This window comes from Chryseobacterium sp. MHB01 (assembly GCF_034651565.1).
GTDB lineage: Bacteria > Bacteroidota > Bacteroidia > Flavobacteriales > Weeksellaceae > Chryseobacterium > Chryseobacterium nepalense.
This window is the reverse complement of sequence record NZ_JAYEDA010000001.1, coordinates 258,325-273,509: the sequence shown is the minus strand read 5'-3', so window position 1 is coordinate 273,509 and position 15,185 is coordinate 258,325. Positions and strand designations below refer to the sequence as shown.

At 39.8% G+C, this 15,185-nt stretch carries 14 protein-coding genes and 3 pseudogenes; 3 read left to right on the top strand and 14 right to left on the bottom strand.

Annotation, left to right across the window (positions count from 1 at the left end; genetic code table 11):
* Nucleotides 1–4: 4 nt before the first annotated feature.
* Both U9K52_RS01390 and U9K52_RS01385 read left to right on the top strand, forming a co-directional pair.
* On the top strand, nucleotides 5–1,288 hold the full coding sequence (locus tag U9K52_RS01390; RefSeq protein ID WP_322924698.1) for an alginate export family protein: 1,284 nt from the start codon (nucleotides 5–7) through the stop codon (nucleotides 1,286–1,288).
* 70 nt (nucleotides 1,289–1,358) lie between these two features.
* A complete protein-coding gene (locus U9K52_RS01385; protein WP_322924696.1) occupies nucleotides 1,359–1,778 on the top strand; it encodes an Rrf2 family transcriptional regulator in 420 nt (139 codons plus the stop codon).
* Here U9K52_RS01385 and U9K52_RS01380 read toward each other — a convergent pair.
* The 13 genes and pseudogenes from U9K52_RS01380 to U9K52_RS01320 all read right to left on the bottom strand — a co-directional run bounded on the left by U9K52_RS01380 (nucleotide 1,762) and on the right by U9K52_RS01320 (nucleotide 13,250).
* Nucleotides 1,762–2,967, bottom strand: coding sequence for a hypothetical protein (locus U9K52_RS01380; protein WP_322924694.1), 1,206 nt, complete (start codon nucleotides 2,965–2,967; stop codon nucleotides 1,762–1,764). The two genes, U9K52_RS01385 and U9K52_RS01380, sit on opposite strands and share 17 nt — an antisense overlap.
* Nucleotides 2,967–3,194, bottom strand: a complete 228-nt coding sequence (locus U9K52_RS01375) for a hypothetical protein (protein ID WP_322924692.1) — start codon at nucleotides 3,192–3,194, stop codon at nucleotides 2,967–2,969. Before U9K52_RS01375 ends, U9K52_RS01380 begins: the two co-directional genes overlap by 1 nt.
* 102 nt (nucleotides 3,195–3,296) lie before the next feature.
* Nucleotides 3,297–3,749 (bottom strand): hemerythrin domain-containing protein, encoded by a 453-nt coding sequence (locus tag U9K52_RS01370; protein WP_322924690.1) that lies wholly within the window; start codon nucleotides 3,747–3,749, stop codon nucleotides 3,297–3,299.
* A 93-nt stretch (nucleotides 3,750–3,842) separates the two neighbouring features.
* On the bottom strand, nucleotides 3,843–6,092 hold the full coding sequence (locus U9K52_RS01365) for a nitric-oxide reductase large subunit (RefSeq protein WP_322924688.1): 2,250 nt from the start codon (nucleotides 6,090–6,092) through the stop codon (nucleotides 3,843–3,845).
* Nucleotides 6,093–6,203: 111 nt separating this feature from the next.
* On the bottom strand, nucleotides 6,204–6,929 hold the full coding sequence (gene ric / locus U9K52_RS01360; RefSeq protein ID WP_322924686.1) for an iron-sulfur cluster repair di-iron protein: 726 nt from the start codon (nucleotides 6,927–6,929) through the stop codon (nucleotides 6,204–6,206).
* A gap of 89 nt (nucleotides 6,930–7,018) precedes the next feature.
* Nucleotides 7,019–7,438 carry a c-type cytochrome gene (locus U9K52_RS01355; protein ID WP_322924684.1) on the bottom strand — a complete coding sequence of 140 codons (420 nt, stop codon included), beginning with the start codon at nucleotides 7,436–7,438 and terminating at the stop codon, nucleotides 7,019–7,021.
* Nucleotides 7,439–7,458: 20 nt separating this feature from the next.
* Nucleotides 7,459–8,022 carry an SCO family protein gene (locus tag U9K52_RS01350; protein WP_322924682.1) on the bottom strand — a complete coding sequence of 188 codons (564 nt, stop codon included), beginning with the start codon at nucleotides 8,020–8,022 and terminating at the stop codon, nucleotides 7,459–7,461.
* Nucleotides 8,022–8,858, bottom strand: coding sequence for a formylglycine-generating enzyme family protein (locus U9K52_RS01345; protein WP_322924680.1), 837 nt, complete (start codon nucleotides 8,856–8,858; stop codon nucleotides 8,022–8,024). The genes U9K52_RS01350 and U9K52_RS01345 overlap by 1 nt, the downstream gene beginning before the upstream one ends.
* 36 nt (nucleotides 8,859–8,894) lie before the next feature.
* Nucleotides 8,895–9,932 (bottom strand): copper-containing nitrite reductase, encoded by a 1,038-nt coding sequence (gene nirK, locus U9K52_RS01340; protein WP_322924679.1) that lies wholly within the window; start codon nucleotides 9,930–9,932, stop codon nucleotides 8,895–8,897.
* 103 nt (nucleotides 9,933–10,035) lie between these two features.
* On the bottom strand, nucleotides 10,036–10,467 hold the full coding sequence (locus U9K52_RS01335; protein ID WP_322924676.1) for an Rrf2 family transcriptional regulator: 432 nt from the start codon (nucleotides 10,465–10,467) through the stop codon (nucleotides 10,036–10,038).
* Between the two features lie 432 nt (nucleotides 10,468–10,899).
* Complete coding sequence (locus U9K52_RS01330; RefSeq protein ID WP_322924674.1) at nucleotides 10,900–11,337, bottom strand: Rid family detoxifying hydrolase; 438 nt, start codon at nucleotides 11,335–11,337, stop codon at nucleotides 10,900–10,902.
* A 64-nt stretch (nucleotides 11,338–11,401) separates the two neighbouring features.
* Nucleotides 11,402–12,310 (bottom strand): alpha/beta hydrolase, encoded by a 909-nt coding sequence (locus U9K52_RS01325; RefSeq protein ID WP_322924672.1) that lies wholly within the window; start codon nucleotides 12,308–12,310, stop codon nucleotides 11,402–11,404.
* A gap of 119 nt (nucleotides 12,311–12,429) precedes the next feature.
* Nucleotides 12,430–13,250, bottom strand: a pseudogene (locus U9K52_RS01320) (alpha/beta fold hydrolase).
* A gap of 184 nt (nucleotides 13,251–13,434) precedes the next feature.
* Between U9K52_RS01320 and U9K52_RS01315 the strand changes: the two are divergent.
* Nucleotides 13,435–14,973 (top strand): annotated as a pseudogene (locus U9K52_RS01315) (cbb3-type cytochrome c oxidase subunit I); the annotation flags it as partial.
* Here U9K52_RS01315 and U9K52_RS21245 read toward each other — a convergent pair.
* Nucleotides 14,899–15,164, bottom strand: a pseudogene (locus tag U9K52_RS21245) (glutaminase); the annotation flags it as partial. The pseudogenes U9K52_RS01315 and U9K52_RS21245 sit on opposite strands and share 75 nt — an antisense overlap.
* Nucleotides 15,165–15,185: the final 21 nt, after the last annotated feature.

The window sequence follows — 15,185 nt, the reverse complement described above, 5'->3', positions numbered from 1 at the left end:
TACAATGTATACTCATACCATTATTATAGGTCTTTTACTTACATCAGGAATGGCTCACGCACAAATCGACAGTCTGAAAATGAATATAGACCTGAGAACCAGAGGAGAGCTTGATAACGGTGTCAAAACCCTTATTGCAAAAGGAAAATCTCCTGAAACGACGGTTGCTTCACGGGCCCGTTTCGGAATTGATTACTATTATCAAAAGCTGGAGGTTTATGTCTCCGCGCAGGACGTAAGAACCTGGGGTGAAACCAACTCGGTTGCTGCAAAGAATCAGAATTTTACCTTACATGAAGCTTGGGCAAAATATCCGTTTTCTGAAAAATTTGCGGTCAAGCTTGGAAGACAAATCCTGGCTTACGATAATGAGAGACTAATCGGTGCTTTAGACTGGGCCATGCAGGGAAGAAGCTTTGACGCTTTAAAAGGAATATATACAATTAATCAGAACTCAAAGATTGAGGCTGTATTAACGTACAATAACGATGACAATGACGCAAATGACCTTCCTGATAAGGAAATTTACAGCATTGTAGACGGTGGAGAAATAACAAAATCGCTACAGGTTATCCATTACCAGTTTTCCGGACACCATAAATTCCTGTTTTCTGCTATTGCCATGAATACTGTTTTACAGAATCCTTCCGGAACGCATTACGATATGATAACGGTTGGCGTTAATTCTAAAAAATATGTTGACGGTATAGAATTTTTCGGATCTGCGTATTACCAGACCGGTAAAAATACAGACGGACAAACAAAGAATGCCTACGAGCTTTCTTTAAATGCAGATTTTACAGTTTTACCGGCACTTCATCTGACAGCGGGCGCCGAATGGCTTTCAGGGAATAATTATAATACGGAACCCGGAAAAAATCAGTCTTTCAGTCCGTTGTATGGAACCAATCACCTGTACAATGGTCTTATGGACTATTTCTACTCCGGTACCAGTCATTTCAATACATATGGTCTGAATGATTACTATCTTAATTCTACACTGACTTTCAATTCAAATACAGATTTAAAAGCCGCGCTTCACTCCTTTACGACAAATGGAAAAGTAGGATATGACAAATCCGGAAACGATTTATCATCCTATCTGGGAACTGAGCTGGATTTGATTTTCACGAAGAAATTAGGAAAAATCATTACCGCTAATCTTGGCCATTCCTTTATGTTGGCAGGAAGTACAATGGAAGTACTGAAAAACAATCCTGATCCTAAAAAACTACAGACCTGGACCTGGCTTGCATTTAAAATCAACCCGAATTTCAGTTTAAAATAATAATTCCTAAGGTTTGAGTAATCCGCACTCGTTCTTAAATTCATTATCTTTACATTCACAAACCATATAAATGCTGATATTTTCAAATACCTGCCAATATGCTATTAAAGCCTGTATCGTTCTCGCAGAGGAAAGAGAAAAGACAGGCATCCGGGATGTTTCTGAGAAAATCGGAACACCTACTGCTTTTACTTCTAAAATTCTGCAGCATCTGGTAAAAAAAGGTCTGATCTCTTCCGGAAAAGGAAAAGGCGGAGGTTTTTATATGAACGAAGAACAGTATGAAAAGCTCAGCATCAGGGATATTTATGAGCATTTCGAAGGTAAAGAAGTCTTGGAATCATGTCTGCTGGGACTGAAAAAATGCGATGGAAACAATCCCTGCCCTATTCATCATCAGGCCGCTGAAATAAAGCAGAAAGTCGTTCTTATGTTTCAATATAAAATAAAAGATCTTAAAGATTTCGGAAGTGTTATGATGCAGGAGTGAGCTCTTTCAGAAAAGAGGCGATAGAAAGCATGATCAGCACAGAAGCAAAAAGAAGCACAAAGGATGCATACGGAAAAGGGATATAAAAAGCGGAAAGAGCACCCGCCAATACTAAAATAATTTCGTTTAGTACAATACCGGAAATCATCAGTATAATGCTTTTTTGAAGCATTTTGCTGATTTTTACAGTGTACAGCTCTACAATAATCCAAATCAAAAAGAGACTTACACCCATCAACAGCACCAGGTGAAGATAGGCAATAACTATATTAACATTGCTGAATACTATAGTACCCAATGCGGGAACTGCCGACAAAGTCTGGAGGATACATTTCGAAAAAAATGCGAGTCCGGAAACTGACAAAAGAATTTTCTTTATAAAATCCTGATTCCTGAATACATTTGTTTTTTTACTCCATATTAGCAACTTCATTATTCCCAATACCTGAAGAATGGATATAAAGCAGAAGAATGCCCGACAGATGTCTTCCATTGGGATCCACAGGACAGAAAGGCCATAGCCGAATAAACAAGCGGTGAATAAAAGGTAAAAGATGTTTCTGTTGAGTTTTCCCGGGATGCAGATTTTATACTTCTTTAGTACGGTCAGAAACAATCCGATACACGAAAACATAAAGAAGCCATTGTACTGATAATGCAGATAAAAATAGGTTGATGCCTTAAACAAGACATCATATTCATCTTTTTTTCCTGAAAAATACGCCAATCCAAAAATTCCTATTGAAGAAAAGACTGCGAAAAAAGCACCCACTTTCAGCCAAATGACTTCAGGCTCACTGCTTATTTTGGTGTCCATCATCAGAAATATAAAATAGGCAAAACCAGTAAACAAGACCACCGATGAAAAAACAATGGAAAGCCAGAAATAGCCTCCGTAAAGAAAAGAAAACAGCATTCCGTAAGATCCCAGCTGGTTGAAGATCATCAAAATTTCGTATTTCCTGATTTTAATTTTATTGATATGCTCGCTGAGATACCGGGTTACAAAAATATAAATAGCAGCACTTACCCATCCGTAAAAAGCAAAATGGGAATGCGACTCCTGCATAAATGTATGGCAAATTCCCCGAAGAGAAAATGCCATTCCGTACCTCATCATCACACCGATAACCGATACGATAAAGAAATTAAACACGCAAAGCTTTATCCAAAATCCGGAATTTTTCATTAATCCGGATTTTTGCTTATTGTGCCGCATTTCACTTTATCGCCTGTTTTTACAACCGAAACATCAAGGTATTGTACAGCTCCGCAGCTGGCAGCTTCAAACTCTTTTGCTTTTTTGTCAGCGTATTCGTAGGTATATCCGATTCCCATTATAACTTTGTGACCATTGCATTGTCCCATAGCCAGATAAAGATATTCTCCCAATTCGGTCTTGATTATCGTATTCATTTTTATTCAATATTAAGTTTACATATATTTAATTTCAGGTCTTCGACAGCTGATTTTTATACACTTATATCAGTACAACTTTCATCTTATGATTGTTTTAATTTACTTCCAAAATTCATCCGGATAGCTATCTTCCTCTTTTCGATGAAAATGCAGGAGATGTTCTCCAATGGTATCCAGCTCCTCTCCGGAAAGCTGCTCTTCCAGATAAGGGAAAATCATTCGTTCTTCAAAACGGATATGTTTATGTAAGGCATCGGCAAAATCAGACAGTAATTCCCTGCTGCCGGCCTGACTAATACTTTTAATAAGCTTCCTGATTTGCCTGTGTTCATCCTGCATCTGGATCTGCAAAGGCTCATTATTAACTTCAGGAAGCACAAGGTCTTCGATGTCAAAATGCCGGCTTAGATTTTTTCCCCAATAATCAGCGACATAATTTTTAATTCTTTCATAAGGAATATTTTTTTTAATTCCTTGTCTGATTTTCCAGCAGCACAGCAATCCAAAGTGATGGTCTCGGGATAGAGGCACTAAATTTTCGTTTCTTTTCATAAAGATATTTTTACGGTAGCTCCTGCTCTATTGTTAAAATATGAAAAGAACCGCCACTGCTTTGCAGCAGCAGTTCTATAATCAGATAATCTATTATCGCTTTTCTTTTAAAGACCAACCTGTTTTCAGTCCGATGATAAATATTACCAGCAGTAATTCTCCGACTGCAAGCAGAATATCACCAGGCACGCGTAACCAACGTAAGGTTTTCATAAGATCAGTATGCATAAATTCTGCAGAACGCGCATACCAGTATCCTTCTTTAATGGAAGCGACAGATTGCATAATTCCTATCGGCAACAGACTGATGGTCACCATCACCAAGAGCCCAATATTGGTAAGCCAAAATGCCCAGCCAATTAGCTTATCGTTCCATTCCCTGTCAGGATATAAGCCTCTCAGCATAAACATCATCAGGCCTATTCCCAAAATTCCGTATACCCCGAACAGTGCGGCGTGGCCGTGAACCGCCGTGGTATTAAGTCCCTGAATATAGTAAAGTGCAATAGGAGGATTAATGGCAAATCCGAAGATTCCGGCACCCAGAAAGTTCCAAAAACACATGGCGATAAAGCAGTAGATCGGCCATTTGTATGCTTTAATCCACTTGGTAGATTTGCTGAGCTGATAATTCTGCCAGGCTTCAAAGCCAATCAGTACCAGCGGAACGATCTCCAATGCACTGAATGTTGCTCCCAATGCTAAAACAGCCGTTGGAGTTGCACTGAAATACAGATGGTGAAATGTTCCCAGAATACCACCGGCAAGAAAAATAATCGTAGAAAACAATACAGCGTGAGTTGCTGATTTCAGCCTTAATAATCCCAACCTTGTAAAAAGGAAAGCAGCTACGACAGTGGCAAAAACTTCAAAAAAGCCTTCCACCCAAAGATGAACTACCCACCATCTCCAATATTCTGCTATAGCCATATGAGTTTGTCTTCCGTACATGAGCCCCGCTCCGTAAAACATGGCAATAGCTACCGCTGAGAGTGTGAACAGCAATAATAAATGTCTGTCACCGTCTCTCTTCTTAAGTGCCGGAAGCAATGCCCGGATCATTAAAATCAGCCAGAGAATAAGGCCAACCAGCAATAAAATCTGCCAGATTCTGCCCAACTCCACATATTCATAACCGGAGTGGCCCCAAAGGAAATTATCGACATAGCCCAATTTCTGCATTACTCCCATCCATTGTCCTGCCAACGAGCCGAAAACAACGATCAGCAGTGCCCCGAACAATATATTGACACCCAATACCTGATATTTGGGCTCGTATCCGGAAACAGCGGGGGCAATATACAATCCGGTAGCCAGCCAGGAAGTGGCAATCCAGAAAATAGCCAGCTGAACGTGCCAGCTTCTGGAAATGGACTGGGGAAGAATTTCATCAAGCGGAATTCCGTAAAAGGCATTTCCTTCCACTCCATAATGTGCCGTGACTACTCCGGCAAGCATCTGAACCAGAATAAGCAGCGCCACAACCCAGATATATTTTAATGTAGCTCTCATCGAAGCCGTAGGTTTCATATTCCTGAGCGGATCTTCCAGAGGCAGCATTTCCCTCTCATTGATTTCTTCTTCTTTGTTTCTGGCGTGATATAATACCAGCAGACCGACGCAGCCAAGAAGCAGCAATACACTGAATCCGGACCAGAGGTGCAGCGATGGCGGCGGAACATTTCCTATGGTTTCATCGTGCGGCCAGTTATTGGTATAACTGACATCATCACCCGGACGGTCTGTGATGCAGACCCATGCCGCCCAGGAGAAAAAAGCATTCATTTTAGCCATTCTCTCCGCTGTTTTCACGGTATTTTTCGGTATAGCATACTGATCGCGCAGCTTCGCCATTTCAGGAGCATTCATGAAAATTTTAGTATAATATTCGGCTAATTCTGCCTGTACTTTTGCCCGCTCCGGAGAAATGACAATCGTGTTTGTCGTCTGATCCAGTGTATTTTTCCGAAGTTCCTTTTTCAGAAGTACTCTGTATTTTGCCTGCTCATCGTCCGGTAAATCTTTATATACTTTACCGTCCTTTTTAGCAAGTTCTTCCAGCAAAAGCAGCGATTCCCGATGGAGGTAATCAGCACTCCAGTCCGGTGCAATATAGGCTCCGTGGCCCCAAATACTGCCGACCGTCTGTCCCCCAATTGATTGCCATACATTTTGTCCGTCTTTAATGTCCTGTCCAGTAGCAACTGTCCTCCCATCGGTAGTTATTACCTTATCGGGTATGGGCGGAATTTTCCGGTAGATTTCCACTCCATAGAAAATCAGGACTATAAAGGAACCTATGATTACAGCGGCAAGCCAGGTCCATAATTTTTTAGGTGTCATATATTTTTATATTTTAATTCTTAGAATTTGTTTAAATGGTCAAGGTGATGATTCTGTGTTAAGAATTCCTCATTTTTACACCTTAATGACCAATGTTAAACAAACCGCGTGTTAATATGTTGCTGAAAATTCTTTTTCCAATTCGATGGCTTTCGGAAAGAGGATGTTATTCTCAAGATGAATATGCCGGTGAAGATCGTTTTCGAAATCCTGAAGCATTGCAAAGGCTACTTTATAGGTATTGCAGGCATCTGCAGGCGGCGTATATTCATCAGTAAGCTCTGCAATTTTTCTCAGGCGTTCACCTTCTACCGTATGCTCGTGCTTCATCATATTGACAGGATTTTCCACGGTACCGAAATGGGGCTGCGGAATGGCGCCTCCATCTATCTCAGACTTCACCATATTTTTGATGAATGGGAAAAGCATTAGCTCTTCTTTCTTCATATGTGCTCCTAAATCTTGAGCAGAAGTATCAAAAAGTTCCCTGATCTGAAACAATTCGGGGTGATGCCCTCCGTGTACTTTGCAGAGCTTATCTAAAAACTGTTGAAGGACAGGTGTCTTTTCTGCTACATAGCGGTGGTGTGTTTTCTCTATATAGTCTGCCAGTAAATCAAGGGGCCAGCTTTTAAAATCAATGGATGATGCAACATTTTGCGGGAGATTTTCAATCTCTTTATAGATGTTTTGTGCATCCAGCTTTTTGGTTTCACAGGCATTTTCAATTGTTCTGTCTCCTTTGCAGCAAAAGTCGATACCATGTTTCTTGAAAATTGCTGCCGTTCTGAAATCTTCTGCAACAATCTCTCCTATAAAATCTGTTTTGATATTCATAATTAAATACTTTTTTATCTTTTATTATTGTAAATTTTTTTTATTTTTTTGCCTGTAAAGCAGCGTAACTGCGACGAGCCTTTTAACCATTATTTTTTCATTGAAAGGATATATTTCACCATTTTTTGTGCATTCTCTTTACTGAGTCCTGCATGCGGTGTCATCGGAATTTCTCCCCAAACACCTTTACCTCCGTCAATAACTTTCTGTGCAAGGTGATCTATATCAGCATCCGTATATTTTCCAGCAACATCCTGGTAAGCCGGACCTACTAATTTGGAGTCTACTTTATGACAAGACAGGCAGTCTGCCCCTTCCACAAGAGCTTTTCCTTCGGCTTCAGGAGATGCGGGTGCTTCTTTTGCGGCAACGGCTGCCGAGTCTACCGGTTTCGGCTCTTCCAGCATGGTATTGGATTCGGCAACGGGTACAGGATCAGTATCTTTTTTATCTGAGCAGGAGATGATCGTGAGCGATAACAGCATTGCTGTCATAAATACATTTTTCATTGTTTAAAATTTTTAACGGGTTACAATTCTATTTGTTTTCTAATTTCTTTTACGATGGCATCATTATCCGTGTCCAGCCCTTCCTGCTGAAAAGCAAGTGTTCCTTTTTTGGAATAAACACTGATGATATTGGAGTGTGAAAATTCTATGGGAGAAATTTCTTTGTATTTCACTGCCATTATATTGGCAAGTTCACGGGTGTCGACTTCATTGCTTCGGATGAAGGTCCACTTTTTGTCATCAAATCTGTTGACTGCTAGATAAGCTTTCATCACTTCCGGCGTATCGGTTTCCGGGTCAATGGAAATCAGCAGGAAACTGATGTCTTCCGGATTTGTTTTTCCCACTTTTTCTGAAATTGCCCTCATTTCGGCTGTCAGTCTCGGGCAGGCCGTTTTACAGGAAGTAAAAATCATTGCGGTAACAATCACTTTTCCTTTGAAGTCGGAAAAAGTAATGGCATTACCATCCTGTTTCTGCCATTTTGAACTGACGTTGTAAATGGAATCCGAGCTTATTTCTTCATTTTTTTTACTGCAGGATAACACTGTCATCGCAAGCAGAATGTATAGTATACTTTTCATTATTTAAAATTTTTATAATCTTTGGCACATCTGAAACCTAGATTGTTGAGACAGTAATTTGCTTTTAGGCTTCCTCTTAATGCATAGCGCACGAATGCAGCATAATTCCTGAGGTCTGATGAAGTAACTGCTGCTCCTGCACAAAAAAGATTCTCATTGGTGGTGTTATCTTTTCTCGATTCCCCGCTCATCATTACCGAATTAAAATCGTAGGTCCATTCCCAAACCATACCGTACATATTGTAAACACCGTAATAATTGGGCTTTTCGTGTTTTACCAGCTGTCTGGTTTTGTCCTTTTTCTGATAAGATCTCAGCACATAGTCGGTAAACTGCGGTTTTTTTGACGCATTGCGCGAATTTTGGTCGGCCAGTGCCACGTATTCCCATTCATCAATGGTGGGAAGACGTTTTCCTACACTTTGGGCATAAGCTTCCGCTGCAAACCAGGATATATTGGTTACCGGCGATTCGGGATCAAGGTTTTCAGGTATTTCATAATCGTTTTTCCAATGCTTCAGATAGGTACTGTCTGCATACAACCGCAGCACTTTGCTTCTTGCCCATTGTGGATTTTTCTTCAGGAACGTGAGATACTCCGAATTGGTTACTGGACTGTCATCCATATAAAAAGATTCTACTTTTATAATTCTCCCTGTATCTTTACCAATGAAAGCTTCATATGTCCCGCCCTGAACCTTCACCATTTTCTTAGCATCTGCAACAGGCTTCAGTACAAAAATCTGAGGTTTCGCATCAGGAATAGTTTTGTTTTGGCCACAGGAAATTAATGCGGTAACCGTAAATATTCTTAATATGCTGATTAGAATTTTCATTTTTCCCAGAATTAAAACCTCAGTAAACAATATTAACTATGGATTTTTTTTGTAAACAGCAGGATTTTCTGGTCCGGTCACTTTTATTTTACCTAATGCACCTTTATTAAAGGCTCGGAAGATCGCGTGATCAACAATTACATATTCTCCAGGAACCGTTGCTTTGAACTCTACAATAGATGCTCCTCCTGGAGGAATTATTGTAGTCTGTACATTTTCATTAATTTTGCTACCTCCTTCCATATATACTCTATCAAAAATTTCTCCAATGACGTGGAAAGATGAAGTAAGATTAGGTCCGCCATTCCCAACGAAGAAACGAACGTTTTCCCCTACTTTTGCCTGCAATTCTCCATCTCCCAGCAGGGTGCCTGTTTTTCCGTTAAAAACGACATATTCAGGATGTTCAGCAATTGCTTTGTCCATATCAAACTCCTGCAAACCTTTGTCCCCGAATTTTCCTTTGGTATAGAAATCTCCCTGCATGATATAGAATTCTTTATCTACTTTTGGAAGCCCGCCTTCAGGCTCAATCAGGATGAGGCCGTACATGCCATTGGCAATGTGCATTCCTACAGGTGCCGTTGCGCAATGGTATACGTAAAGCCCCGGATTCAACGCTTTAAAATTGAATATTTTTTCTGTTCCCGGAGCAACAAAAGTAGCTTCTGCCCCACCGCCGGGACCATTTACCGCATGAAGATCGATATTATGTGGGAATGTATTGTTTTCATTATTCTTTAGGTGAAGCTCGATCTCATCTCCCACTCTGGCGCGGATAAAACTTCCAGGAACCGTTCCGTTGAAGGTCCAGAAATGATATTGTGTTCCGTCTGCAAGATCTCCTGTCTTTTCAATCGTCTCCAGCTTGACGATCACTTTTTTCGAAGCACGGCTTCCAACCGGTGCGGGAACATTTGGCGGAGCAACAGACTGTTGAATTTCTGTTGTCCCGTCTGTTTTTATTTTTTCAGTATCAGTTTTATTTTCAGAGTTGTCGGAAGCATTTTGCCCACAGGAAATCAGGCTGATAAATGATGACAAAATAGCGGTGATGAACAGTGTCTTTTTCATGATGGAATTATTATAGTAATTTTAACTTACGAGGTTTTTTATTGTATCAATTATATTTAATAAGATAAAAACACCTTTTAGTATTTTATTAAATTAATTTTTTTTATTTTTTCAGGAATGTAAGCTTTAAATCCAGGTTTTCTACAAACAGCTGAATCTTTGATCCTTCCAGCATTACTTGTATAGCCTGCCTTACGTGCTTAAATTCATTATGAATAGGACAAGGATGATTTTCCGAGCATTCCTTTAATCCCAACCCACAACCTGAGAACAGCTTGTTACCATCAATTTCCCTCACAATATCGGCAATGGATAATCCTAAATTGTTATCATCCATATAAAAACCGCCATTAGGTCCCTTGGCCGATTGCACAAAGTCTTTTCTGCTTAAATCCTGAAGAATTTTTGCAATGAAATATTCCGGTGAATCAATCCCCGATGCAATATCTTTAATCCCGATCCTGCTTCCGTCTTTAGACTTCTGCGCGACATAAATGAGTGCACGGATGGCATATTCACAGGTTTTGGAAAACATTCTCTATTATTTTATATGACAAAAGTAAAACAAGTTTTTCAAATAAAAGAGTAAAAGGTATTTTATTTTTAATGATTATTGTCATAATTTGCTACTCAGCACATTACCATTGGGTAATGCTCCCTTTCGTTGCAGGAAATCTATTTCTCGGGAAACATTTTTTTTATAACAAAAAAATATATCTATAGGAAACGAAAAAGTATCATCTTTGATAACGCAATTTTAGTAATAATTTACCATTTCAATCATAATTACAAGGTAATATTGTGGGTATTTGTGTCGGACAAAGATTGATAATATCATTTTTGTAGTGAGTATCCTTTTCGAAGGACGAGGATTTTTATAGATAATCAGCAATTGGAAACGACGGACTGATGATCAGAAAATCTGCCATTCCACACCTATGAAGATCTATATCCTGTATTAAGAAAGTCATCTTTTAACAGCAATACATTCAATCTCAACTGCCGCACCTCTAGCTAATGAAGAGACTTCAACCGTACTTCTTGCAGGCAAACTATTTTTAAAATAACTGCCATAAATTTTGTTGACTGTTTCAAACTGTTTTATATCCGTCAAAAAAATTGTTGTTTTGGTAATGTGCTGAAAATCGGATTGATTATTTTTTAAAATAATTTTCAGATTTTCCATGATCTGAACCATTTGTTCCTCGACACTTCTTTTAAGTGTATTGGTTTTTTGGTCTAAACCAATTTGACCCGATACAAAAATAAGATTGCCATAACTGGTCGAATGGCTATAAGGGCCTGATTCTTTTGGCAAGCTGCTATGTTTTACGGTTACAATCTTTGATTTTGTGCTACAAGAAAATAATAGGAGTGTTGTTAGAAGTAATAGGAATTTTTGCATTCTGATTGATTTTACATAAAAAAATGAGGTTAGCTTTCTATACTAACCTCATGCTTGAATTATCTTATTCTTTGATGAAGTTTAATAACTCGCTATTGAATTTATCAAGCTCTTCGATAAACAGGGCATGACCACTTTTTTCCAAAGGAACTAAAGTTGAGTTTTTAAGTAAGGCATGCATTTGTTCTGCAAGGTCATAAGAACAGATTTTATCCAACTTACCGTGCAGGATCAAAGTAGGGATGGTTATTTTCTTCAAATCACCGCGCAGATCACTGTCTCTCAATGTTTTTAGTCCTTCAGCCATTGCATAAGGTGATGCCTGTGCCTGGATGCCTCCTAACCATGTGCCCAGACCTTGCGAAACACTGTTCTCATTTGCTGGAAATATCTTACCGAAAGTGGCGAATAGTTCCGGACGGTTGGTGTTGTTCAGATTGATCAATCCGTTAACATCTTCCTTGGTCCATTGACCATAGTTAAAGTCAGCTCGTTTTGTCCAGATCGGTGCTGCTGCTCCGAAAAGAGCCATTTTTGAAACGTGGGCGGCATTATATTTAGCCACATAGTGGATTACTGTTGCACCTCCCATAGAGAAACCACCTATTGTTGCATTTTCAATTTTTAGTTTATCCAGTATAACTTTGATGTCATCCGCAAAAACATCATAATTATATTTTCCTCCTGGTTTATCAGAAAGACCGAAGCCTCTCAATGTAATCCCAATCACGCGGTATCCTTTCTGTATAAAATCGGCATATTGGTATTCATACATCGCGTCGCTTAAAGGCCAGCCGTGAACCAGGACAATAGGTTCTCCCTCGCCAAGATCCGTTACATGCAGTCGAACATTTTTTTCTACTTCGATATATTCTTCCCGGCCCAGTGATGCCGGAGTTCTTTTAGTTTGTGCAATTAATGAGCTTGAGATTAAAGTTGTAAACAGTGTGAATGCTAAGATTAAATTTCTCATGATTTTTGATATTATTGTTGTTATTTTCTTGTTATTTTGATTATACAAAGCTGGTTTAATTCCAACCGCACTACAATGGATAGTTTACCCTTTGCATTGTACTTTTTGCCCTTGAAATATTACCCGTTGATAAATGCTAGAATATCACGGTTGATCACGTCAGCATTAATGGTAGGCATTCCATGGGAGAAACCGGGATAGATGATGAGTTTTCCATTTTTAAGAAGTTCCGCTGCTTTAACCGCTGTTGTAGCGTAAGGAACAATTTGGTCATCATCACCATGCAGGACAAGTACAGGTGCATCTACAGTTTTTAGATCCTCTGTAAAATCAGTCTCTGAAAACACTTTGATACAATCATATTGTGCCTTTATACCGCCCATCATTCCCTGTCTCCACCAATTGTCCTGAATGCCTTTTTTAATTTCAGCACCTTCCCTATTGTAACCATAGAAAGGCACGGTTAGGTCATGATAGAATTGCTGTCTGTTGTGCAGGGTATTGTGACGGATATCATCAAAGACAGCTAAAGGAACTCCATCCGGGTTATTTTCATCCACTATCATATAGGGAGTAACAGCACTAATCAATACTACTTTGGAAACCCTGTCCTTACCATATTTAGATGCATATCGAATCGCTTCACCGCCACCTGTTGAATGTCCTACATGGATACATCTTTTAGATCCAGAAACGCTACCAATTCTGCGACGTCTGCTGCATACGTGTCCATATCGTTTCCCTTATAGGTTTGAGTCGATCTACCATGCCCTCTTCTATCATGTGAAATAACTCTAAATCCCTTTTCCAGAAAGTACATGATCTGCGCATCCCAATCATCGGATGACAATGGCCATCCATGATGGAAAAATATGGGTTGTCCTTCGCCTAAATCTTTGAAATAAATTTCTGTTCCGTCTTTTACTGTAAACTTGTTCATGTCTGTATTATTTAATTGTTATTACTATTGTTTTATTTTGATATTGCAAAGTTGGGGTAATTTCGAAGGCGCATCAATGGACGGCTTTCGCTTTGAATTGCACTTTTTGCCCAAAAGAGTTTATAGCCTCCTCGAATAGCTAATTGTAAGGAACAAAACATTAAAAAAGCACAGCCTTAGAGGAAGGATGGCCAGAATGAATGCCTTTTTTGCATGGAGTACCTGGGTTTGCATCACAGAAAGACCCGGAGATGATGTCACCTATACCAACAACTGGCCTCATGATGAGGCTGTAGGAAATGTTCCACCTCCATCGCTTCACCTGTGGTCAGGATTCAGTGTATTGTTACTGTTGGCTTGTGTTGGACTTCTGGTATTTTATCACGCAAGGAATAAAGAGGAAGAAATCAACGAAGCGCTTCCTCTTGAAGATCCTCTGCGGAATATGAAGCCTACTCCATCTATGAAAGCTACTTTAAAATATATCTGGGTGGTTGCCTTACTAATCCTGGTTCAGATGCTTGCCGGAGTCATTACAGCCCATTATGGAGTCGAAGGAAGTGGTTTCTACGGCATTCCTTTAGATCAGTTTCTTCCTCAATCTGTTTCCAGAAGCTGGCATGTCCAACTGGCAATATTCTGGATTGCTACCTCATGGCTGGCTACGGGATTGTATATAGCACCAGCGGTTTCAGGATATGAGCCCAAATATCAGAAATTGGGTGTCAATGTATTGTTTGGAGCGTTACTGATCGTTGTGTTAGGATCTTTAACCGGGCAATGGCTGGGAGTGATGCAAAAATTAGGGTTGGTAGATAACTTTTTATGGGGACATCAGGGATATGAGTATGTAGAACTGGGGAGAATCTGGCAGATTTTATTGCTGATCGGGCTGATTCTCTGGCTGATTTTGATGGTAAGAGCATTACTTCCTGCTTTAAGACGTAAAGACGGAGACCGCCACTTACTCCTTTTGTTTACTCTTTCTTCTGTAGCAATTGCCATGTTCTATGGCGCCGGTCTGATGTATGGAAGGCAAACTCATATGGCTATTGCCGAATATTGGAGATGGTGGGTTGTACACCTTTGGGTAGAAGGTTTCTTTGAAGTTTTTGCTACCGTAGTGGCGGCATTCTTATTTACAAGATTGGGATTATTACGCCTGAAATCAGCTACCAATGCCGTATTATTTTCTACTATTATTTTCCTTGGCGGAGGTATTTTAGGTACTTTCCATCACCTGTATTTCAGCGCTACGCCTACTGCTGTGCTTGCTTTGGGGGCTACCTTCAGTGCATTGGAAATTGTACCTCTTGTCCTGATTGGTTATGAAGCCTATCAGAATTATCAGCTCAGCAAATCTACAAAATGGATTCAGGCTTACAAATGGCCAATATATTGTTTTATCGCCATGTGCTTCTGGAATTTCCTAGGAGCAGGAATCTTCGGATTTGCCATCAATCCTCCGATTGCCCTGTATTATATCCAAGGATTAAACACAACGGCCGTTCATGGCCATGCTGCCCTGTTCGGCGTATATGGAATTTTAGGAATCGGATTAATGATGTTTGTCCTCAGAGGTCTGTACCCGGACCGCCAATGGAATGACAAATTAATTGGTTGGGCTTTCTGGCTGACCAATATCGGATTATTGGTTATGGTGACGATAAGCCTTCTTCCTATAGGTATTATGCAATCGGTAGCCTCTATTAAAGAAGGATACTCTCGTTAATTCTTCCAAGGATTTCATTCCTCTGTACGAGTTTCCTTTTAAATTTAATTTTGGAAACCATACCGAAACGATATAATGTTTAGGCATGTTGCTACAATTTCGCTCCGTACGCCACTTTTTCCAGGCAAACCAACTCGGAAGGCAAATTCTCCTGATTCGTCATAAAACCCGTATGTTTGCATAAATTATTTGTTTAATTTACA